This is a genomic window from Staphylococcus sp. GDY8P47P (assembly GCF_016892225.1).
GTDB lineage: Bacteria > Bacillota > Bacilli > Staphylococcales > Staphylococcaceae > Staphylococcus > Staphylococcus borealis.
On sequence record NZ_JAFENV010000017.1, the window covers coordinates 105,712 to 125,474 of the forward strand.

The 19,763-nt window shown below is 33.9% G+C and carries 21 protein-coding genes; 7 read left to right on the top strand and 14 right to left on the bottom strand.

The window, feature by feature from the left end; translation table 11 throughout:
* Nucleotides 1-4: 4 nt before the first annotated feature.
* The 4 genes from JVV30_RS07470 to JVV30_RS07485 all read right to left on the bottom strand — a co-directional run bounded on the left by JVV30_RS07470 (nucleotide 5) and on the right by JVV30_RS07485 (nucleotide 4,519).
* Nucleotides 5-1,378, bottom strand: coding sequence for a cryptochrome/photolyase family protein (locus tag JVV30_RS07470; RefSeq protein WP_204193927.1), 1,374 nt, complete (start codon nucleotides 1,376-1,378; stop codon nucleotides 5-7).
* 98 nt (nucleotides 1,379-1,476) lie between these two features.
* A complete protein-coding gene (locus JVV30_RS07475; RefSeq protein ID WP_070854472.1) occupies nucleotides 1,477-3,042 on the bottom strand; it encodes an SLC13 family permease in 1,566 nt (521 codons plus the stop codon).
* A 175-nt stretch (nucleotides 3,043-3,217) separates the two neighbouring features.
* Complete coding sequence (locus JVV30_RS07480; protein WP_070854474.1) at nucleotides 3,218-3,514, bottom strand: hypothetical protein; 297 nt, start codon at nucleotides 3,512-3,514, stop codon at nucleotides 3,218-3,220.
* Nucleotides 3,515-3,589: 75 nt separating this feature from the next.
* Nucleotides 3,590-4,519 carry a CobW family GTP-binding protein gene (locus JVV30_RS07485; RefSeq protein ID WP_204193929.1) on the bottom strand — a complete coding sequence of 310 codons (930 nt, stop codon included), beginning with the start codon at nucleotides 4,517-4,519 and terminating at the stop codon, nucleotides 3,590-3,592.
* Between the two features lie 223 nt (nucleotides 4,520-4,742).
* Here JVV30_RS07485 and mgrA point away from each other — a divergent pair, with 223 nt between their 5' ends.
* Nucleotides 4,743-5,180 (top strand): global transcriptional regulator MgrA, encoded by a 438-nt coding sequence (mgrA, locus tag JVV30_RS07490; protein ID WP_053029987.1) that lies wholly within the window; start codon nucleotides 4,743-4,745, stop codon nucleotides 5,178-5,180.
* Nucleotides 5,181-5,310: 130 nt separating this feature from the next.
* Here mgrA and JVV30_RS07495 read toward each other — a convergent pair whose 3' ends face one another.
* Nucleotides 5,311-6,972 (bottom strand): amino acid ABC transporter ATP-binding/permease protein, encoded by a 1,662-nt coding sequence (locus JVV30_RS07495; protein ID WP_070854477.1) that lies wholly within the window; start codon nucleotides 6,970-6,972, stop codon nucleotides 5,311-5,313.
* Nucleotides 6,969-8,600, bottom strand: coding sequence for an ATP-binding cassette domain-containing protein (locus JVV30_RS07500; protein ID WP_204193930.1), 1,632 nt, complete (start codon nucleotides 8,598-8,600; stop codon nucleotides 6,969-6,971). Before JVV30_RS07500 ends, JVV30_RS07495 begins: the two co-directional genes overlap by 4 nt.
* Nucleotides 8,601-9,030: 430 nt before the next feature.
* Here JVV30_RS07500 and JVV30_RS07505 point away from each other — a divergent pair, with 430 nt between their 5' ends.
* The 4 genes from JVV30_RS07505 (at nucleotide 9,031) to JVV30_RS07520 (ending at nucleotide 11,819) form a co-directional block, all read left to right on the top strand.
* Nucleotides 9,031-9,900: an undecaprenyl-diphosphate phosphatase gene (locus tag JVV30_RS07505; protein ID WP_053029990.1), complete on the top strand. Its 870-nt coding sequence runs from the start codon at nucleotides 9,031-9,033 to the stop codon at nucleotides 9,898-9,900.
* A gap of 213 nt (nucleotides 9,901-10,113) precedes the next feature.
* Entirely contained in the window at nucleotides 10,114-10,788 is a 675-nt protein-coding gene (locus JVV30_RS07510) for a hypothetical protein (RefSeq protein ID WP_070854482.1), read from the top strand.
* 6 nt (nucleotides 10,789-10,794) lie between these two features.
* Nucleotides 10,795-11,253 (top strand): YaiI/YqxD family protein, encoded by a 459-nt coding sequence (locus tag JVV30_RS07515; RefSeq protein WP_070854484.1) that lies wholly within the window; start codon nucleotides 10,795-10,797, stop codon nucleotides 11,251-11,253.
* Nucleotides 11,253-11,819 carry an LOG family protein gene (locus tag JVV30_RS07520; RefSeq protein WP_070854486.1) on the top strand — a complete coding sequence of 189 codons (567 nt, stop codon included), beginning with the start codon at nucleotides 11,253-11,255 and terminating at the stop codon, nucleotides 11,817-11,819. Before JVV30_RS07515 ends, JVV30_RS07520 begins: the two co-directional genes overlap by 1 nt.
* A gap of 90 nt (nucleotides 11,820-11,909) precedes the next feature.
* Here the strand turns inward: JVV30_RS07520 and JVV30_RS07525 are convergent, their stop codons facing one another.
* The 4 genes from JVV30_RS07525 to JVV30_RS07540 form a co-directional block, all read right to left on the bottom strand.
* Nucleotides 11,910-12,455, bottom strand: a complete 546-nt coding sequence (locus JVV30_RS07525; RefSeq protein WP_053029994.1) for a GNAT family N-acetyltransferase — start codon at nucleotides 12,453-12,455, stop codon at nucleotides 11,910-11,912.
* A 102-nt stretch (nucleotides 12,456-12,557) separates the two neighbouring features.
* Complete coding sequence (locus JVV30_RS07530; RefSeq protein WP_053029995.1) at nucleotides 12,558-12,854, bottom strand: hypothetical protein; 297 nt, start codon at nucleotides 12,852-12,854, stop codon at nucleotides 12,558-12,560.
* A 191-nt stretch (nucleotides 12,855-13,045) separates the two neighbouring features.
* Nucleotides 13,046-13,537 (bottom strand): SA0632 family lipoprotein, encoded by a 492-nt coding sequence (locus JVV30_RS07535; protein ID WP_070854488.1) that lies wholly within the window; start codon nucleotides 13,535-13,537, stop codon nucleotides 13,046-13,048.
* A gap of 64 nt (nucleotides 13,538-13,601) precedes the next feature.
* On the bottom strand, nucleotides 13,602-14,051 hold the full coding sequence (locus JVV30_RS07540; protein ID WP_070854489.1) for a GNAT family N-acetyltransferase: 450 nt from the start codon (nucleotides 14,049-14,051) through the stop codon (nucleotides 13,602-13,604).
* A 125-nt stretch (nucleotides 14,052-14,176) separates the two neighbouring features.
* On the opposite strand from JVV30_RS07540, the gene JVV30_RS07545 reads away from it, so the two are divergent.
* On the top strand, nucleotides 14,177-14,866 hold the full coding sequence (locus JVV30_RS07545; protein ID WP_053029998.1) for a DUF1129 family protein: 690 nt from the start codon (nucleotides 14,177-14,179) through the stop codon (nucleotides 14,864-14,866).
* A gap of 156 nt (nucleotides 14,867-15,022) precedes the next feature.
* Here JVV30_RS07545 and JVV30_RS07550 read toward each other — a convergent pair whose 3' ends face one another.
* The 4 genes from JVV30_RS07550 to JVV30_RS07565 all read right to left on the bottom strand — a co-directional run bounded on the left by JVV30_RS07550 (nucleotide 15,023) and on the right by JVV30_RS07565 (nucleotide 18,386).
* Entirely contained in the window at nucleotides 15,023-15,511 is a 489-nt protein-coding gene (locus JVV30_RS07550) for a DUF456 domain-containing protein (RefSeq protein WP_070854491.1), read from the bottom strand.
* Nucleotides 15,511-16,731 (bottom strand): MFS transporter, encoded by a 1,221-nt coding sequence (locus tag JVV30_RS07555; RefSeq protein WP_053030000.1) that lies wholly within the window; start codon nucleotides 16,729-16,731, stop codon nucleotides 15,511-15,513. Before JVV30_RS07555 ends, JVV30_RS07550 begins: the two co-directional genes overlap by 1 nt.
* 46 nt (nucleotides 16,732-16,777) lie before the next feature.
* Entirely contained in the window at nucleotides 16,778-17,632 is an 855-nt protein-coding gene (locus tag JVV30_RS07560) for a LysR family transcriptional regulator (protein ID WP_053030001.1), read from the bottom strand.
* A gap of 136 nt (nucleotides 17,633-17,768) precedes the next feature.
* Nucleotides 17,769-18,386 (bottom strand): ribonuclease FAU-1 family protein, encoded by a 618-nt coding sequence (locus JVV30_RS07565; RefSeq protein WP_070854493.1) that lies wholly within the window; start codon nucleotides 18,384-18,386, stop codon nucleotides 17,769-17,771.
* 222 nt (nucleotides 18,387-18,608) lie between these two features.
* Between JVV30_RS07565 and JVV30_RS07570 the strand changes: the two genes are divergently transcribed.
* Entirely contained in the window at nucleotides 18,609-19,712 is a 1,104-nt protein-coding gene (locus JVV30_RS07570; RefSeq protein WP_070854494.1) for a 5-methyltetrahydropteroyltriglutamate--homocysteine S-methyltransferase, read from the top strand.
* Nucleotides 19,713-19,763: the final 51 nt, after the last annotated feature.

Genomic DNA, 19,763 nt, shown 5'->3' on the forward strand with positions numbered 1-19,763 from the left:
TATTTTAAATTTGCTTAAATACTGACATCACATGTGCTCTCGCTTCTTTATGATCCACTAAAGGCTTGGGATAGTCTTGTCCCAATTTAATTTCTTCTTGTTCCAATGCTTCTTCATGTTTGAAAGGTTCGTGTAAATATTTAGCATTAACATCATTTAACTGTGGTATATAGGTCTTAATATATAATGCGTCCTTATCAAATCGTTCACTTTGACGACTTGGATTAAACATTCTGAAATATGGCGCAGCATCTGTTCCAGTTGAAGCAGACCACTGCCATCCATGTACATTGGACGCAGAGTCGAAATCAATTAATCGTCTTCTGAAATAATCTTCCCCCCACGTCCAATCTATAAATAAATCTTTCGTTAGGAACTGAGAAACGACCATTCTCATTCTATTATGCATAAATCCAGTTTGATTTAACTCAGACATAGCTGCATCAACAATTGGAAAACCCGTTTGTCCTTCACACCAACATTTAAAATTATTTTTATTATATGACCATTGAATATCACGATACTTCTCATTGAACGCCTCATGCGCAGTATGTGGATAATGGGTCATTAATACATAATAAAATTCTCTAAACATAAGCTCTCTGATAAATTGTTCAATATTATGTTCATCCTCTTCATAAGCCTCTAACAATTGTGTAACAATTTGCTTAATATCTATTAAGCCATAAGCTAACACAATGCTGAGTTGGCTTGTTAAGACTTCAGGTAAATATTCACGATTGGTTTCATAATTTTGTATATCTTGCTCGATGTAGTTATTCCAATTGCTTATAGCCTGTGATTCTGAAAGACCCTTATTTGAATAATCTTGTTTTAGTGTTTGCTGCGATTTGACACATAAGTGTGACAAATCACGTAGTTCGTAATTATATGATTCATGTTGTCTAAGTTTAGAGCGATGTGCCTTGTAAAAACTCGTAAAGACTTTGTAAGGTTCACCTTGTTTATTCATCGTTGTGCTTGGTTTGAAATAGTGATTTGCACGAACGGTAGTAACCGTAATATTGTATTTGTTGAAAGCCTTTTTCAAATGACGAATGTCATAACTTTCATGATGATAGCTCATAATATCCCCAGCAATGACAACTTCGTCGATGCCCTTATCAGAACAAAAATCTCCTAATTCACGATAATCTAATAAAAACGGCTCGATATCGTATTGATGAAGTGCTTCAAGAAATGATTGCAAGACACCATAATAGTAATTTGCTTTCATTTCTGTACCATCTTCTTCAAATATTTCCTGTGGAATAATGAGATAACATTTCTCAATATCTTCTTTATTTTGATTTATATATTCAAATAATGGATTATTATGAATTCTAAAAACGCGATTAAGTATTACACCAATAGTCATTATTTCACTCCTGTTATTAAAGGTTCATTAACTTTACCCTTTTTCTAACAATTTAAAATCCGCTTCATAGGATGACAATTTCAAAGAACGTGTCACACTTAAACAAGTCCTAACCATTTCCAATAAGTCAAACTAAAAATTAGTACCAAGATATACGCAATAATCGTTAGCGGCACACCAGTCTTCAAGAAGTCTTTGACTGTAAATGTCCCTGTTCCATAGGCAAGCATATTTTGTGGTGCACTCACAGGTAATAAGAACCCAAAGCTAATAACAAATTGTTGAATTAACACAAACCCAATCGATTGATCACCTAAATGTAATGTTGCTGTAAGTGATATAAAGACCGGAATAAGTGCAGATGATAGACTGGTTGCACTCGCAAACCCAAGATGAATCAAGATATTGAATAACGTTATTAGTGCAATCGTAGCGATTAATGGCATGTGTTGTAATCCCATAAGCCCAAATGTTTTATCACTCAGCCATTGTGCAGCACCTGTTTTTAATAAAACATTACCTAATGAAATTCCTACACCGAAGACAATAATAGTTCCCCAAGGTATTGTTTTTTCTACACCTTTCCATGTAATCACACCAATCTTAGGCGTCAACATAATACCTAAAGCTATTAAAGTAATGGACGCAGAGTCTATGGGATGTAAGACCTTCTCAGTAGACCAGAAAAAGAGTAACAATACAGAAATAATAATAAGTCGCCATTCTCTATAAGAAACAGGTCCTAATTGATCTAATTCTGCTTTTATTAATTCTTTACCCCCTTCGATTTCTTTATGTTCAGGTGGCATTACTTTCATCATGACAAAGAATAATGCAATGGACATAAGTATAGACCATGGCGCCGCATATAAGAACCATTCGCCCCATGATACGTCATGTCCTAAGTTCTGGTTAATAAAATTTGTCGCTACGATATTTTGTGCAGCTGCAGTTTTTATGCCTATATTCCAAATGGAAACAGCTTGAACTGCAGTAATAATTAAAAGGGAGGCCAGTTTACTTTCTTTTGAAACTTTGAATGCAGCAATCATTCCTAATAAGATTGGTACAACGGCACCTGCTCTAGCAGTAGCTGAAGGAACAAAGAAAGCAAGTAATATTGAAACCAAGATAGCACCAATCACAATGTTTCGTGTTTTATTGCCAACAATAGATAACACGAGTAATGCTAAACGTTTGTGTAATTGTGTTTCTTGCATAGCCGCAGCTAAAAATAATGCTGCCGCAACTAATGCAACCGCAGATGTGGAGAAGCCACTAAAGGCATGCGTCAATGCATTCCCAGTACCTAGCCAATCTGCGCCAGACAAGATTTTATCTCCTTCTTTTGGATTACCTAACTTCTCTGACAGCTGTTGAACCGGACTAAATCCACAAATCAAAATAATTAAACCTAGTATCATCGTTGCTGATACTGGATATGTTACAGCTTCTGTCACCCACATAATGACCGCAAACGCTAAGATTGCTAGCGCGCCTTTAGCCATAATCGGTAAACCTGCTGGTGTTGGTAATACTAAGATGATGAATAAAACAGCAAAACTGATTATAATCCAAAGTGGCTTATAACCACTTTTACGTTTCTTTTCTTTGTCATGCTTTAAAAGATTATCATTGCCCTGTATTGATTGTACTTTCTTCATAATTACCCCTCCCTCAATTCGTCAATGTCAGTATATCAAGAAAGCGCTTTATCAAAGGCGATTATATGATAAAATACACAAAATAGTCACTTTTCAGACAATTAGAAACAAAAAAACTTTGCGATAAACATTTAATTGCTTATCACAAAGTTCATATCATTTAACATGTATTTACCTAACTAAAAATTTCACGATTTAGTCCAAAAACATATAATAATGTAAAGAATGTAGCTGCGCTTAGAATGGTTAAGATTAAGGATAAAATCAACGTCCGTTTAAAACGATTAATGAATGCGATAAATAAAATCCCTAAATTATAAGCGAAAAAGAGTCCAAATAAAACCATTGTTACTTTAATATTGGTATAAAATATATTAAACAGCAGTACGATAATAGCAAAAATTGTATATGGAATCGTAATCCATCTAAATTCAAAGCGAATTTGCTTCGCACGTTTATCTTCGTTATTCATGGTCAAACCCTCCTATGTTCAATTATAAATGATTAAAAAGCAAACGCCTATGTCATAACTGTGACAATAACCTATTTAAGTAAATTGAATCATATCAAGTTGATTACGTAATCGATTCGTATCTAATGCCTCCCCGATGATGACAATTGTCAACGGCACCTCTTTGTCGATAATGCCATAATCAGGTAATCCCATAGCATATTGAAATTCATAAGTGACCTCTGGCAAATCTCTAAACGTCACAAAGCCTTTTAGTCGAAGCACACTATCTGGTAGACGCATAATAAATTGATAAAACAATTGGCGATCTATAGCAGTTGTAAATGTATATTGCATTGATTGTATACCATGATGATGGGCATGCTTATGTTGTTTTTCATGGTGCTGAATCGCATTAACATGAATTTGTTCATATTGAAATTGACTGTAAGTGGTAACAATAACAGGCGCATTCGGATTGATTTGCTTTAGATTTTCTTTAATGTTGTGGATGGCTTCTTCATCTACTAAATCAACTTTATTCAATATTATTGTGTCACTATAACTTAATTGTTCTTCTAATAATTGAGCAGTTGACGGACTATATACATCTTTCTTTATAAATCTTTGTGCATCTACAATACCAATGATTGTAGGTTTATGAACGTTATTTACAAGCATCGGATCTTGGCAAGCCGTATAAATCTCAAGCGGATGCGCTAAACCTGTGGCTTCGATTATGATATGACTGGTTTCTTGAAGTTCAATTAACTGCTTCATCTGATTTACTAAGTCACTATTTAAATCACAGCACACACAGCCATTAATTAATGAACGAATGGATACGTCATCTCCAAGTAATAAACTATCAACGTCGAAACTGCCAAATTCATTCATAATAATTGTTATTTTCTCATCTTTTTTTAATAATTGCTCTATATAATGTTTTAGAAATGTAGTTTTACCACTTCCTAAAAAGCCATTTACAATTGTAATTGATATTTTTTCATTTTTATTATTTATCATTTTAAAATCTCTTTTCTTTTTAAAATTAATTCGAATATGATAATATATGTATTTATTTTAGATTACACTTGATTAAAATAGAAATATCTTCTAGAATTTAAACATACTTTAATTTTAGCATGGCATTGAGACGAAGTGTGTTGCAAGTTATATTTTATACAACATAGACGAAATTTAATCCGAAACATAGAGAGACGGATAGAATGTCTGGAGGAGAACTTTAATGTCTGAACAACATAATTTGAAAGAGCAACTCTGCTTTAGTTTGTACAATGCTCAAAGACAAGTTAATCGCTACTATTCAAATAAAGTCTTTAAAAAGTACAATCTTACTTACCCACAATTTTTAGTGCTAAGTATTTTATGGGATGAATCTCCTGTAAATGTTAAAAAGGTAGTTACAGAACTAGCTTTAGATACTGGTACCGTATCACCTTTATTAAAAAGAATGGAACATGTTGATCTCATCAAACGTGAACGTTCTGAAGTTGATCAACGTGAAGTATTCATTCATCTTACTGAGAAGAGTGAAAAAATTAAACCTGAATTAAGCGATGCATCTAAGAAAGTTGCAACTGCTTCTTCTTTAAGTAAAGATGAAGTACACGAACTTAATCGTCTATTAGGTAAAGTCATCGACGCTTTTACCGAGTCAAAATAAAATGACATGCTAATACTAAGCCAATTAAAGTTATTCGTTTCGAATCAAATTAAAATATATTTATCAATAACGAAAAGCCTGAGTTATCTATCGTAGATATCTCAGGTTTTTCGTTTATAGCATATGTGCGCTAGTTCATTTTTAATAAACGACTCAAATAGTGATCACCGTGACTTAATTCATCATAACGTCCTTGTTCTTTCACTTGACCATCAATGAGAACGACAATCTTGTCAAAGTGAGGCAATAATTTCAAATCGTGTGTTGCAACAATCACTGTTTCAGCTTGTTCCTCAACCATTTGCATCACTTGCTTAGTGTTATCCTCATCCAATGCCGTCGTGGGTTCATCTAACAACCATACGTTGGCATCTTTTAGAAATAGCCGTGCTAGCGCAATACGTTGCATCTCTCCACCCGATAATGTATTTCCATCTAAAGTAATGGGTCTTTCCAAATTAAGATGGCCTAAATTCAATCTTGTTAAAACATTTTGAATAACAATATCATTTTGATTCGTGAACATGTTAGAACGCAGTGTACCATCAAATAATTGTTGAGATTGTAGTAGTACATTAAGTTGTTCAAAACGACTGTCTTCATTTAGATGTGAAACGTTTTGTCCATAAAGAGCTACTTGTCCACTATCAATATCATACAAGCCACTCATGATTTGTAGTAACGTACTTTTCCCAGAACCTGATGGACCAACAATTGCTATTTTCTCGCCGTTATCTACAGTTAAGTTTATATTGGATAACGTAGGCATTTCTTGATGTTCGTAACTAAATGACATATCTCTAATATCATAAACACGGTGCTGCATCACTTCTAACGTTTGCTTCGATTCGTCCACTGGATACGACAACACATCATTCAAACTATGCAATGCTTCATCTGTATCCGCTTTATAGTATGCAAAGTTACTCATCGGCACTGTTTGTTCAAATAAAGTTAACATCATCAGTACAATACTCGTTAAGTACACCACATTTAATTGTCCTTCTTTAACTTGTAAAATGCCTAATGCTAAAGTCGCAAATATAGCGAGCATAGCGATTAAATTGAGCATATAATCATATAATGTTAAAAATCGTGATTCTTTCGATTGCATGTTGTCATATGCTTCTAATGCGTGCATCAAATGATTACGATAGTCTTCTACGTTGTTAAAACGAGCTAACTCAGCATATCCTTCCTTGTAATCATAAAATTGCGTAATCGTAGTTTGTTGTTGCTGTGCAACTTGTTCCTTCAAATGGCCTACCCGCTTAGCACTTAACCACGGTATCAACCATAGTGAACATAACATACTTATTACGATAACAATCGCATGCATCGCACTAAAATAAATTAATGTGACAGCTGCAATAATTGCTGTGAAACCAATGACAACCGGTGGATAGTAGACTCGTAAGTAAATATTTTGCAAAGCTTCTACTTTGCTTATCATTTTTGTTAGTAAATCAGCAGATGAGTACTTACGATACAAATTAGGTACTCTTGGAATTAATTGCTCTAAAAATTGAACTCGAACATCTCGCAACATTGTAAATGTTGTTCTATGCGAGAGTAAACGTTCCCCATATCGTGCAATAGCACGTATAAACCCAAACATCTTAACTGATACAACCAACACCATTAATGCGTATAAAGGTGCACCTAATGCACTTTGGGTTACCATATAGCCGCTTAAGAAGAACATTGCTAAGGCAACGATGCTCCCTATAACCCCCGTCAAGATGGCTAATATTAAATCCTTATCCAGCCGAAATCGAATATGTGGTTTCATATGAAGTCACCACCTTTATCTAGTCTTACAGAAATCGTCTGGTCATCTTCAACTAAGTGACCCGCTTCAATAAATAATCGTCGTGTTGCTTGGCGAATCGTTGAATCACGATGTGCAATCATAATCATCGTTACACCATTAAAGTGTTGAGCGATGACACGTTGAATGATTGTCTCCGTTTCTAAATCTAAGCCAGTCGTCGGTTCGTCAAACACAACTACATCAGGATGCATTAGTAACACCCTAGATAACTCGATACGACGCATTTGACCACCTGATAACATTTCGCCACCTTCACCAATTTGACTATAAATCCCCTTTTTTAGTGACAATACTTTCTCTTTTAAGCCAACCATTTCTAATACATGAAGGATTTGGTCATCATCAACTTCTTTAAACATGGCGATATTATCTTTAATAGATGCAGAAAAAATATATGGCGTTTGACTCAACACTCCAATTTGATGAACATTGTAGTTAAACGTTACTTGGCCAGATGTTGGTCGAATCGTTTGAGTAAGTAGCTTAGCCAAAGTTGATTTACCTGCACCACTTGGTCCTACAATAGCGATAGTCTCCCCACTATTGATTGTTAAAGACATATCTTGAATCGCATAAGATGATTGATTCGGATAGTGATACGTTACATGAGTCATACAAATTTGAGGTTTCTGCTGTACTTTGACCTTCTCTTGATTTACAAGCGTTGCACTGTCAGAATCTAAAAAGTCAAAAACGACATCACTCGCCCCCTCACTTTGCTTACCTGTATGGAAGGCTTGTCCTAAATCTTTAATCGCATTATAAAACTCAGGTGCTAATATGATGGCAATTGCTGCCGTCTTAAAATCAATGCTATGAAAAACCACAAGACTTAGAGCAGCCTCCAAAGCAACCAATCCAATACCTAACATACTAATGAACTCGAGCATTAAACTCGATAAAAACGCGCTTTTTAATATGCACATCGTTAAATCACGAAATCGCGTACTATCTTCATATACATGTGCTTTCGTGTGTTCGGTCTGTCTAAAAAGCTTAAGTGTAATAAGCCCCTTAGACACATTGAGAAAACGCTGACTAAACTGATTTAAATACGTCATTTGATCTTTAGATTCATCACGCGTTTTAAGGCCAAAAATAATGTAAAAAAGTGGAATGAATGGTGCTGTAACAATCATAATTAATGCGGTATTTAAATGGATGAAACACATTGCTATGATAATTATTAAAGGAATCATCATTGACTTAAAGACTTGTGGTAAATAGTTTTTAAAAAATGGAGACAGGCCGTCTATAGTCTCGGTTAAAATATTAATTTGCGTTCCTGTAGCAACGACGGTGTCTTTTAAAACAACCTCTTTGCGTAATTGATGTTTCACTTTGCTAGCTAACGTATCACCTAATCGCAAGTTAATCATATTCAATGTTGCTCTTAGAATTAAGACGATTAAAATGATAATTAACAATGAAAAAATAGACGTTGTATGATCATATAAGACTTGATCTAAAAAAGTCGCAATACTTATATTTTGAATAACGACAGTTATTGCTAGGCATGTGCTTACAATTCCCATTAACAATGGAAACATTTTATATTTAAAGACTAAATTCATTAATTTTTTCACTTTATCTTCACCTAATTTCCTATTATAAAAGGTTCTTAATGGTTTAGCATTTAATACCTTTTGAAAAACAGTGACAATATAATGAACATGTTATTAGATTATGTATTTTTGCTTTATATTCGAATTATTTATGATATATGCGCCTCTTAAAGTAACCATTTCATACTTAAGACTGTTGTGAAATGCTCTGTTATACTAGTACATTGGAAAAGGTATAAAAATATATTGTGGGTCGTTAAACACTTTTCCACTTTTTAAATAAAAGTCTACTCAAAGCATCACTAACATTTATACATAAGGCTTAAGTAGTTGTCTTAATATTATTAGCATAGATTTAATGCATTATGATATTATAGTAAAGTGAATTTTGACAACAATATATTTAAAGACAACAATATTTTAAATTTCTAATAAAAGAAAGAGGTTACTTATGATTATTATCGAGTTTATCAAGGGCCTTATCCTAGGTATCGTCGAAGGATTAACTGAATTTGCGCCAGTTTCATCTACGGGTCACATGATTTTAGTAGACGACATGTGGCTAAAATCGACTGAATTTTTAGGTTCTGAATCAGCTTTTACCTTCAAGGTTGTAATTCAATTAGGTTCTGTTTTTGCTGCAGCATGGGTCTTCCGTGAGCGTTATTTCGAAATGCTACATATTGGCAAATACAGAAAAACGTCAATTAATGAAGAATTTCGTTCTAAACCACGTCGCTTAAACTTACTACACGTCTTAGTAGGTATGATTCCGGCTGGTATTTTAGGCGTCTTATTTGATGATTTTATTGAAGAACATTTGTTTAGCGTTCCTACTGTAATGATTGGTTTATTCCTAGGTGCAATTTATATGATCATTGCAGACAAATATAGCAAGAAAGTGACAAATCCTCAATCTGTTGACCAGATTAATTATGTTCAAGCGTTTGTAATTGGTATCTCTCAGGCAGTAGCAATGTGGCCTGGTTTCAGTAGATCTGGATCTACTATTTCAACAGGTGTCTTAATGAAGTTAGATCATAAGTCTGCTTCTGACTTTACATTCATTATGGCTGTACCTATTATGCTAGCTGCTAGTGCGTTATCACTATTTAAAAACTATCAATATATCGAACTTTCACATATCCCATTTTACTTAATTGGGTTCTTGGCTGCCTTTGTTGTCGGCTTAATTGCAATTAAAACGTTCTTACACTTAATTAATAAAGTTAAGTTAGTACCATTTGCAATTTATCGTATTGTATTAGTAATCATTATTGCTATTCTGTACTTCGGTTTCGGCATTGGTAAAGGCATTTAAAATTAAATTATGGTTAATACCATTGAACGAGAGCGGGACAACGAATTTATTTTAATTTCTGTCCCGCTCTCATTTTTTGCACTGAAAGACAATTTAATGTTCACGTCTATTGTTTATTCAAGATATTATGAGTGTTCTAGCTAGTTCCTTCGTTTAGTATCATGTATCATAGGGTAATGAAGATAAATAGTAAATCTAATGGAGGCAACGTGTATGGACAAAAAGAAACTCATTAAAACGGCAATTAATGTTTTACCAATCATTATTGTGCCACTAATTGTAGAACGTAAACGCATTAAATCTCACCCTGAGGTACAAAAAGCAACAAACGCAACGACTAATGCTGGTCACGCTATTGCGAATAAAGCATCAGATGCAAAAGACTATTTAGGAGACAAGAAACAAGAATTTGACAACAAGAGAGAATTGAAAAAAATTGCTAAAGAAAACGATCCTGAATACATTCAGAAAAAAGGCGAAAAATTAGCTAAGAAAAATTATAAAGAAGCTGATAAAATGAACAAAAAGCTTCAAAAAAATATAGAGCAACGCCATAAAGAAGAAGAAAAAGCACGTGAAAAGAATGAAAAACAACGTGTGAAAGATATGAAAAAGACTCAAAAATATCAAGAAAAAGTTGGTTTAACGCCTGGTAAACTTGATGATGAGACTGAGAAAAAAGGCGAAAAACTCGAAAAAGAGAACAAAAAAGACGTTAATAAACTAGATAAAAAACTTCAAAAAAACATTGATAAACGTCATAAAGAAGAAGAAAAATTACAAAAGCAAGAAGAAAAAGCGCGCATCAAAGAAATGAAAAAATTGGACGGTCATGAAGCTGATAGTATTGTTTCACAAAATAAAAACGAAGAGAATAATAAGGCGTAACGCTTTATGACACGGGTAATCATTGATGGAGATGCTTGTCCAGTTGTTGATTCTGTAATTGAATTAACTGCTGGGACAGGCATTTTTGTTATCATTTTGCGTAGCTTTAGTCACTTCTCAAATAAAGTACTTCCAAATCATGTTGAAACGCTTTATGTCGATGATGGTCCAGATGCTGTTGATTATAAAATTGTGAAATTAGCTTCGTCAGAAGACATTGTAATTACTCAAGATTATGGTTTGGCCAGTTTGTTACTTTCTAAAGTTAAGATTGTCATGCATCATAAAGGTCATAGTTATCATTCCAGTAATATAGATTTGTTATTGCAACAACGTTATAATAATGCACAAATAAGAAAGCAAGGTGGTCGTCACAAAGGACCTCCACCCTTTTCAAAGGAAGATAGAAAACAATTTGAGCGTGCATTTCATGCTGTTATCAAGCGACTTAAGGAGGATGTATAATGAAGCGAATTGCAGTATATTGTGGCGCTAGTAAAGGGAAAGACCCTATTTATGTTAAAGAAGCATACGAACTTGGAAAATATATGGCTGAACAGGGGTACGAATTAGTCTTCGGTGCCGGTTCTATAGGTATCATGGGTGCGATTCAAGATGGTGTGTTAGATCATGGTGGTCACGCTATTGGTGTAATGCCAAAGATGTTAGATGAAAAAGAAATCACGAGTCAAAATGTTAGCGAACTGATTCTTGTAGACTCAATGCATGAGCGCAAACAGAAAATGGCCGAACTTGCAGATGCATTTGTGATGGCACCAGGTGGCGCTGGGTCGCTCGAAGAATTTTTCGAGACATATAGCTGGGCACAAATCGGCATTCATGAAAAACCCATCGGCGTCTATAATCTAAATGGATTCTTTGAACCACTTCAACAGCTTATTGATCGTATGATTAAAGAAGGTTTTATTGATGAAAAATATAAAAACTTAGCTCCTTTATACAATACTAAAGAAGATTTAATAAACGGGTTACTTAACTTTAAACCGTTAGGCACACGTACATACGATTAATGATAAAGCGACATGTTTTGGACTTTTATATTTCATTTAGTGATGACTTATCACGAAATATACTTTTCCAATATCATGTCGCTTTCACGTTTAAATTGATAACTGTTTATAATAGCGTACTTGTCGTTTCAACATGTGATATTTACTTAGTTCTGGTAATTCAAAATGGTCATATAATGTCATACCAATCTTTTCCATCACTTTTCTAGATGGTAGATTATTTTCTGCAGTAAAACTGTAAATCGATTCAATCCCCTTTTCTTTAGCAAATGCTAATACGGCTGTTGCACCTTCTGTAGCAAGCCCATTCCCCCATACTTCTGGAATCAGACGCCATCCAATTTCATATAATGGCAACTCCTCGAACGGATATGAACTGTCTTGAGGAATATAATTCACCCCAATAAAACCAAGCCACTCCCCAGTTTCTTTAAGTTCAACGGCAAATAAGCCAATACCATTTTCTTTAATAATATCGTCCATTTTTTTCATATCTAATTCAGAACGTCGATAACTTAACAGACTTGGGAAATAGCGTCGCACTTGAGGATTGGCATTCATTTTCTGAAATGGCAATAAATCTTCTTGCTTCCAATCTCGTAATTTTAGTCTTTCCGTTTCTATATATGTAGCCATTTTCAACACCCCACTTTAAAGAAATACATGATTAAAAAAGTGCGATATGGCGCATTAACCATAGCACACTTTATCCATCTTTAAATTTGATTGATTAACTCATTATCCTCGAGATATGTAACTAACGAGTTCAATGTGTACTGGAATTTCTTTTAAACGATCGCGCTGATCTTTAGGCGCAACAAAAGTTGCATCGACAAAATCATTACGATGATTAAGTTTAAATGTAGCTACAAATGTATCTGTATCAGATTCAAAGTTAGGTAAATGTGCGATAACACGCTTGATTTCTCCAGTAGAATCAACGATAGTACGTCCAGTAATATTTTCAATTTCACGTCCTAACTCAGGTAATGTTATGTCGCGACCTTCTAAAATATGAAAATCTTGTTCATGCATATGTCATCTCTCCAATATTATAAAGTTTATATTTAATCATTTTATGATGTCGTCCATTTTAGTCCACTAAATACATCTAAAAAGATAAAATGTGAATTCAAAATTGATTTAAATTTATTTTACCCTTCATGCATACATATCAAACTTGCCATAACGCGAGCCAGATGGCTTCTATTATTTAAAAATGACCATTATGAATGGCTGTTACTTGATGATGTATTTTGAGTGTTACTTTGCTCGCTAGAAGGATGCGCTTGGCTATTTGATTGACTGTGTTTGGCATTCTTAGTTGATTGTGCGTCATTGCTATTACGCGTTTCAGAAGTACTTGATTCATTACTTGATGCACCACTTTGTGATGTACTTTCATTCTTAGTCTGCTTATCTGTATGACTGCCTGATGATTCCGTTGACGTTGAATCACTATTATCTTTGTCATCACTATCTGAGTCGTCCTTAGCAGATTCTGACGCTACTGATTCATCCACTTCTTTTTGAAGTTTTTCACGTTGATCGTTGAGTTTCTCTTTTTGTTGTTCTAAATCTTTCTTTTGCTTTTTCAAATCATCATTTTCTTTTTGTAGTTGCTTCACATCTTTTTCTAACGATGTTCTTTCATCACTCTTACCACATGCAGACAACATTAGTGTTGCTGACAGTAAGAGTATTAACCATTTCTTCATGCTTTTCTCCTTTATAACGAATGAGTAATCTTATTTTAACATGAATTTAGAACCTATTCATTTTTTACCTAAGGTCTTTACGCATTTTTACATGACTTATTTCATAAGCATTCGCTTTATTAAGTTCAATCATTGCGGCATTCTTAGCATCGATTGTGCCTTCAATAGATTTAGCTTGCTTTTCAATCGCCCAGCGTTCGAGTGCAGCTTTTAAACGCTTAGCGTATCCCAGCCCTCGAAAATGTGGATCTGTATAAAGCATCTCTGTTATTACTTTTTCATGCACCGCTTCAAAATGTCCCCAAATAAATGCGATGACGTGGTTTGTGTTTTCACGCAATTCAACTAGAATCATATCATCACTATGCTTTAATCGTTGAACAATCATATCTTGACGCAAGGCAATCGATAGTTGAGTTGCATTGTAATGTAATTCTCGCCTTTCAATATGATGTTCTTGTATCTTGGCTATTGTTTCAATCCAGTCAATATCTTCAACAGTTAGTTTCCGCATAATAACTTCCTTTGTTATAAACATTATATTCTATATTTATCTATGGTATGATTATCCATATTTAACATATAATAGTCTATTATTTTGAAAAATAAATTAATTTTAAACGTTAAGGAGTTTAGTCAATGAAATCCACTGCGAAATTAGCACGTGAAAATAATGTAAAATCATTGCGACTAAATAATACAGATAGAGAAATCTTTGAGAATTATATGACATACGTTCGTGCTGACTTGAGTGTCAATCCGCATGATAGCGAGGTAATGCTGAGTCGCATATTAAAAAGATTATTAGAAGCTGAGAATGAAGGCACACTCGCATTAGAGTTTTTCGAGCATAACCCTAAAGCACACGCTAAAAAAGAAATTAAATCTTTGCCTAATGAAACATTTCAAAATATATTTAAGTATATATTTCGGAATTTTATTTTTTTAATTGGTATTTTTTGTTTCTTCAAAGGGTTTATTGGCTTTTTTATTGGTGGCGATAATAATGAAGTTTACTTATATACATTCCCTATTACTGTTGTTGCAGGATTGTTTATTATTTTTATGTTTATACTAGTCATATTTAAGACTGTCCAACTACAAAGTTTCAACAACTCGCACTGGGTATGGCTATTAAATTACTGTATTATAGCACTATTATTAGTCGCTTTATTTTATGTCTTTTTTATTCCACAATCATTTTTAGCTTTTGGTCCATATGTTCTGATTAGTAATTGGTCATTTATTATTATCTCTGCCATCATTACACCGATTGCTTTTTATATACAACATCATTTCGTGAATAAAGATTCTAATACGAGTTTATAATTTTTAGCATCATTACTTAGCATTTGCTAAGTAGCGCATGAGCTATCAAAAAAGGTTAAGCATTTTTATCAAAGTTATGCAATTACGTTTCCATTATACTGATTGGCAACGAATCGCTCATTTGATATGAATGACTTAACCTCTTTTTATTGATCATTATCCAACTAAAAATACATCTATAAAGAACCAGATAATCATAATTAGCATAATGAATGCTTGTGCAACTGAACTCGCTAAAAATGCGATTACTGATCCAACACTTGCTTTAAGGGCTTTTCCAAAATCAAAGTCCTGAATTAATTCTACAATAAGTACTGCAATAAACGGTATGATAATAATGCCGAATGGTGGGAAAACGAAGCACCCTACGATTACACCTATTAACGCAGCATATTCCCCTAATTTAGAACCACCAAATCGATTTACAAAGTATTTATTCATTAAAAAGTCTGATACTAAGATAAATACAGTAAATAAAATCATGGCAACATAAAATATCCATGATAGCCCTTCTTGAGGAAATCCAAATTGATAAATCAAGAAGCCTACCCATAGTACAAGTACTGATGGAATAATTGGCTTAATTAGACCTACAAAAGCTAAAACAAATGATAATAGTATTAAAATCCATAAAACAACTTCCATTATTTAACTGTCACATCCGCTTCCGTATATTTTTGATCTTTCGTAAAGAAGATTAATATCATTCCTATAAAGATAGATGATGCTGACACGAAGAAAACATTCTCCAAGCCAACCCAATGACTCATTGCTCCACCTAATAAATTTCCGAGTAATTGCCCAATGACCATTGCATTTGCAAATAATGTTGATGCATAACCCGGGAAATCAGGTAGAATATCTTGGAAATAGCTAATACCTAAACCAAGCAATATAGCTAGAAATAGTGCTAAGAAGATTTGTCCAACCATCATGGCATAGATATTTTCAAACACACCAATACTAAAGTAGAAGGCACCACCACTAATTGCACCAATAATTAACAACGTACGTGTAGCCAGTTTAGCTGATAACATTCCTAATATCACCATAAAAGGCACTTCCAAACCTGCACACAAACTGGCTAACGTTCCTACATAACCCTCTTGCTCTTTGAGGTAATCCGTTACAAATAATGGCATATTCATTGTGTACATCCATTGCCCTATATGTAATAAAATAAATGCAATGAATGGTACAAAAAGTGTTTTATCCTTAAGCATATTGGGAGCAGTCTTTTCAATATTAGCTGTACCACCAACTTGCTCTTTAGCGGATAAATTTAAATCCTTATAAAAGAAAATTTGTAAAACAAGTGTGAATAATAATATAAAGACGGTGCCACCAAAAAGGCCAGCATATCCCATAAATTGAATTAAATATGCACCAATTAATGGTCCAAACAAGAAACCAAAAGAAAACATTGAACGTAAAACTGTATTTGCAAATTTAGCGTTATTTCTTGAGGAAGAAACATTAATTGATTCACGTGCAGATGCATATAACTGCGGCATTGCTGGGGCAAATAACCCTTGAAAAATAGCGTACACAATAATAAACAACCAAATATGATGAATATAAAAATATATTGAGAAACTAATCGCCCCCATCATCAACGCACTAATGATGAGTACCTTTCTATTTATACTATGCGTATCAGAAAAGCGAGCGACAATAGAATTTACAGTAAATTGACTCACCGCTGCTAAGGCAAGCAAAATACCGAATTGATTTGTTGTCATTCCTAGTTCTTTCGTCGCAAATAGCACAAAGTAAGGCACGGTAATGGCGATACCCATACCTAATAGCATCATATTCACAACGAATAATTTGTAGTTCTTTATATGCAACAATGCTGCAAACATTTTTCCTACCCCTATTCTTCTTTGATATAACACATCATTCTAATGATTAGCGAATAAAATTAATCATCAAAGTGACAAATGACTCAACTTGTGGCAACTGTAACATGCTACTGTCATAACTCATAAATGTTGAGCGAATAAGCGGTTGATTATCGATATTCACCTTTTCAAATTCGAACATATTTTTGTCGATATTTCTCATCATGATTTCTGGGAGAATCGTTACGCCTACGCCACTTACTAACATTTCTTTACATGTTGCAACTTGATCCACTGTTATCGTTGCGTGATAATCTTGACCAAGATTTTCATTATACCATTCTTTAATTTGATTAATATAGATAGGATCCGCTTGAAATTCTATGAAAGGCAACTTAGAAACGTCATTTCTTTTTTCTTTCGGGTAGATGAAATAATGATCGTCGTCAAAGAGATGCGTATTGGTCAAATTCATGACTTTATTACCTCTCGTAATCATTACGTGATAATCTCTATGATTGGCTTTGATTTGTTCTGTAGAGCCAACTTGCACTTGAATTTCAACGTTCGGAAATTGTGAATTGTATAAACTCAACACTTCAGGTAATAACGTTTGACCAATTAAAGATGAACACCCAATCGAAATTGTGCCATTCACTTCTCCGATATGCGCTTGCATTTTATCGAAAAATAAGCGTTCGCGCTTCAACATATCACGCGCATGTTCAATAATCATAGCACCTTCAGTGGTAGTGATTAGTTGTTTCTTTGTACGAATAAATATATCCACACCAAATGAGTGTTCAATAGCTTTAAGACGTTGTGTTACAGCTGGTTGAGAAATATATAATATCTCTGCTGCTTTACGTAACGTCTTAGTTTCATCGAGTGTAATTAATAATCGATAGTCTTCTATTTTCATAGCTTCCCCCTAGTAATGTTTATTCATGAACTTGGCTATGAGCAACACAAAATTTAAGACCGAAACGAAAAATGTTAAAACGCATGCCTTGCATTGACTTATTGTCTCGTTTCGCTCCTAATATAAAAGGATTGTGTTAATATCGTTCCCCTTTATTTAAATGTGGCTTATGATGCTGAATATGTTTTTTATAGGTTTTATTGTAATTTGGTTTCTTCAATTTACCAACCATCTTGTTATAACAATACATGATTCGGTTATTTAAATCGTCGAAATTCTCATTGATTTCAATCATCAATTGATGCGCAATCATATAGGCTTCATGATATTGTTTTTTAGTGATTTGTTCATTTTTTAATGCTAGTTCCAAGTCGTTCTCATCAACGAGTTCATATTCTCCAGTAGATGGCAATACGAGCACATCTAAGAATAAATCAAGTGTTCTAGCATTGCCCTTTTGTGTAATATTTTTAATATTAATATCGAAGTAATACTCCAATGGATTTCCTTTATCATCAAACATTGCAGTAATACTATAACGTTTCTTCTCCGGCAAAATCTGCAACCATTGATAATTGTCATTAGCAACAATTATATTCTGGCCTACTACCGTCACCTCTAAAGGTTCACGAACCTTCTTCATCGTGACCAAGCCAATAATACCCTTAAATCTATTATTATTTACCTTAACTTCTATATAATCACGTTCTAATAGGCGACGCCAGTGACGTTTATCTATATATTTTATTTTCATAAAGCCACCAACTCCTTGTCATTATTATATTAAACTAACCTATTAATGTCATCTTTGGTCGTTTTTATTTGCATTACACACATAAACCCATAAATTTTTTCAGTTTTATTTTACTACATCTATTCATTTTTTAGGGAAAATTGACAAAAATACGCGTATTTGATAGATTTAAAATTATATTATCTGAAAATTCTAAATAAAGTGATAAAGGAGGAATGGTTAATGACCAAAAGACCATTTAAAGCAGATCACGTAGGAAGTTTATTACGTCCAAAGCGTTTAAAAGAAGCACGTGCACAATATCAAAATAATACAATTTCAGCCAATGACCTAAAACAAGTAGAAGATGAAGAAATCGAACGCATTATTGAGAAACAATTAGAAATTGGGTTACATAGCATCACTGATGGCGAATTCCGAAGAAGTTGGTGGCACTTTGATTTCTTAGAGCATATTGATGGTGTAGAAGGTTATACACCCGACCACGGTTTAGAATTTGAAGGCATTGAAACACGTGCACATAATGTGAAAATCGTCGATAAAGTGAAGTATAATCCTAACCATCCTCACTTTGACCATTTTAAATTCTTATATGATAAAGTTGATGGTCGCGCAACTGCAAAAGTTTCTATCCCAAGTCCAAATCAATTATTTCACCCTAACATATTAAACGAAGACATTTATCCAAACATTGAAGATTTTGCTCATGATATTGCTGAAGCTTATCGTCAATCATTGCAACATTTTTACGATTTAGGTGCAAGATACATACAAATTGATGATGTATATTGGGCCGGTTTAACTGAGGGAAGTCAAAAGGTACGTGGACGTCAACGTACGGATGAAGAAAAAGTCCAAGCTCGCGAATTGGCATATAAAGTAATCAATCAGGCAGTACAAGGACTTCCGGATGATTTGATTTTAACTACGCATATTTGTCGAGGAAATTATCAATCAACGTGGGCGATTTCAGGTGGTTACGAAGCCATTGCGCCTTATTTATTCAAAGAACATTTGGATGGCTTTTTCTTAGAATATGACGATAATCGTTCTGGCGGCTTTGAGCCTTTACGTTATTTTAATAAAGATGCATATGCGGTCCTTGGTTTAATCACATCGAAAACACCTAAACTCGAAGACAAAGACTTGATTAAACAACGCATTGAAGAAGCACAGCAATATGTTGATTTGGAACATATCTGTTTGAGTCCACAATGCGGGTTTGCTTCTACTGAAGAGGGAAATCAACTCACAGAAGAAGAACAATGGGCTAAATTAGCCTACGTTGTTGAATTAGCAAATGAATTATTAGGTAGCGCTAATTAACGACTTATTAAACTTAAAAAGGGAGTGGACCAGAATTCTTTTGAATTCGTC

Bases quoted from the DNA above. Each gene is read 5' to 3' on its own strand.
- JVV30_RS07545 (WP_053029998.1), top strand. From the start codon at position 14,177: ATGAAATCCACTGCGAAATTAGCACGTGAAAATAATGTAAAATCATTG.
- JVV30_RS07555 (WP_053030000.1), bottom strand. From the start codon at position 16,731: ATGTTTGCAGCATTGTTGCATATAAAGAACTACAAATTATTCGTTGTG.
- JVV30_RS07560 (WP_053030001.1), bottom strand. From the start codon at position 17,632: ATGAAAATAGAAGACTATCGATTATTAATTACACTCGATGAAACTAAG.
- JVV30_RS07495 (WP_070854477.1), bottom strand. From the start codon at position 6,972: ATGAAACCACATATTCGATTTCGGCTGGATAAGGATTTAATATTAGCC.
- JVV30_RS07565 (WP_070854493.1), bottom strand. From the start codon at position 18,386: ATGAAAATAAAATATATAGATAAACGTCACTGGCGTCGCCTATTAGAA.
- JVV30_RS07475 (WP_070854472.1), bottom strand. From the start codon at position 3,042: ATGAAGAAAGTACAATCAATACAGGGCAATGATAATCTTTTAAAGCAT.
- mgrA (WP_053029987.1), top strand. From the start codon at position 4,743: ATGTCTGAACAACATAATTTGAAAGAGCAACTCTGCTTTAGTTTGTAC.
- JVV30_RS07510 (WP_070854482.1), top strand. From the start codon at position 10,114: ATGGACAAAAAGAAACTCATTAAAACGGCAATTAATGTTTTACCAATC.
- JVV30_RS07535 (WP_070854488.1), bottom strand. From the start codon at position 13,537: ATGAAGAAATGGTTAATACTCTTACTGTCAGCAACACTAATGTTGTCT.
- JVV30_RS07480 (WP_070854474.1), bottom strand. From the start codon at position 3,514: ATGAATAACGAAGATAAACGTGCGAAGCAAATTCGCTTTGAATTTAGA.
- JVV30_RS07525 (WP_053029994.1), bottom strand. From the start codon at position 12,455: ATGGCTACATATATAGAAACGGAAAGACTAAAATTACGAGATTGGAAG.
- JVV30_RS07570 (WP_070854494.1), top strand. From the start codon at position 18,609: ATGACCAAAAGACCATTTAAAGCAGATCACGTAGGAAGTTTATTACGT.
- JVV30_RS07515 (WP_070854484.1), top strand. From the start codon at position 10,795: ATGACACGGGTAATCATTGATGGAGATGCTTGTCCAGTTGTTGATTCT.
- JVV30_RS07540 (WP_070854489.1), bottom strand. From the start codon at position 14,051: ATGCGGAAACTAACTGTTGAAGATATTGACTGGATTGAAACAATAGCC.
- JVV30_RS07505 (WP_053029990.1), top strand. From the start codon at position 9,031: ATGATTATTATCGAGTTTATCAAGGGCCTTATCCTAGGTATCGTCGAA.
- JVV30_RS07485 (WP_204193929.1), bottom strand. From the start codon at position 4,519: ATGATAAATAATAAAAATGAAAAAATATCAATTACAATTGTAAATGGC.
- JVV30_RS07530 (WP_053029995.1), bottom strand. From the start codon at position 12,854: ATGCATGAACAAGATTTTCATATTTTAGAAGGTCGCGACATAACATTA.
- JVV30_RS07550 (WP_070854491.1), bottom strand. From the start codon at position 15,511: ATGGAAGTTGTTTTATGGATTTTAATACTATTATCATTTGTTTTAGCT.
- JVV30_RS07470 (WP_204193927.1), bottom strand. From the start codon at position 1,378: ATGACTATTGGTGTAATACTTAATCGCGTTTTTAGAATTCATAATAAT.
- JVV30_RS07520 (WP_070854486.1), top strand. From the start codon at position 11,253: ATGAAGCGAATTGCAGTATATTGTGGCGCTAGTAAAGGGAAAGACCCT.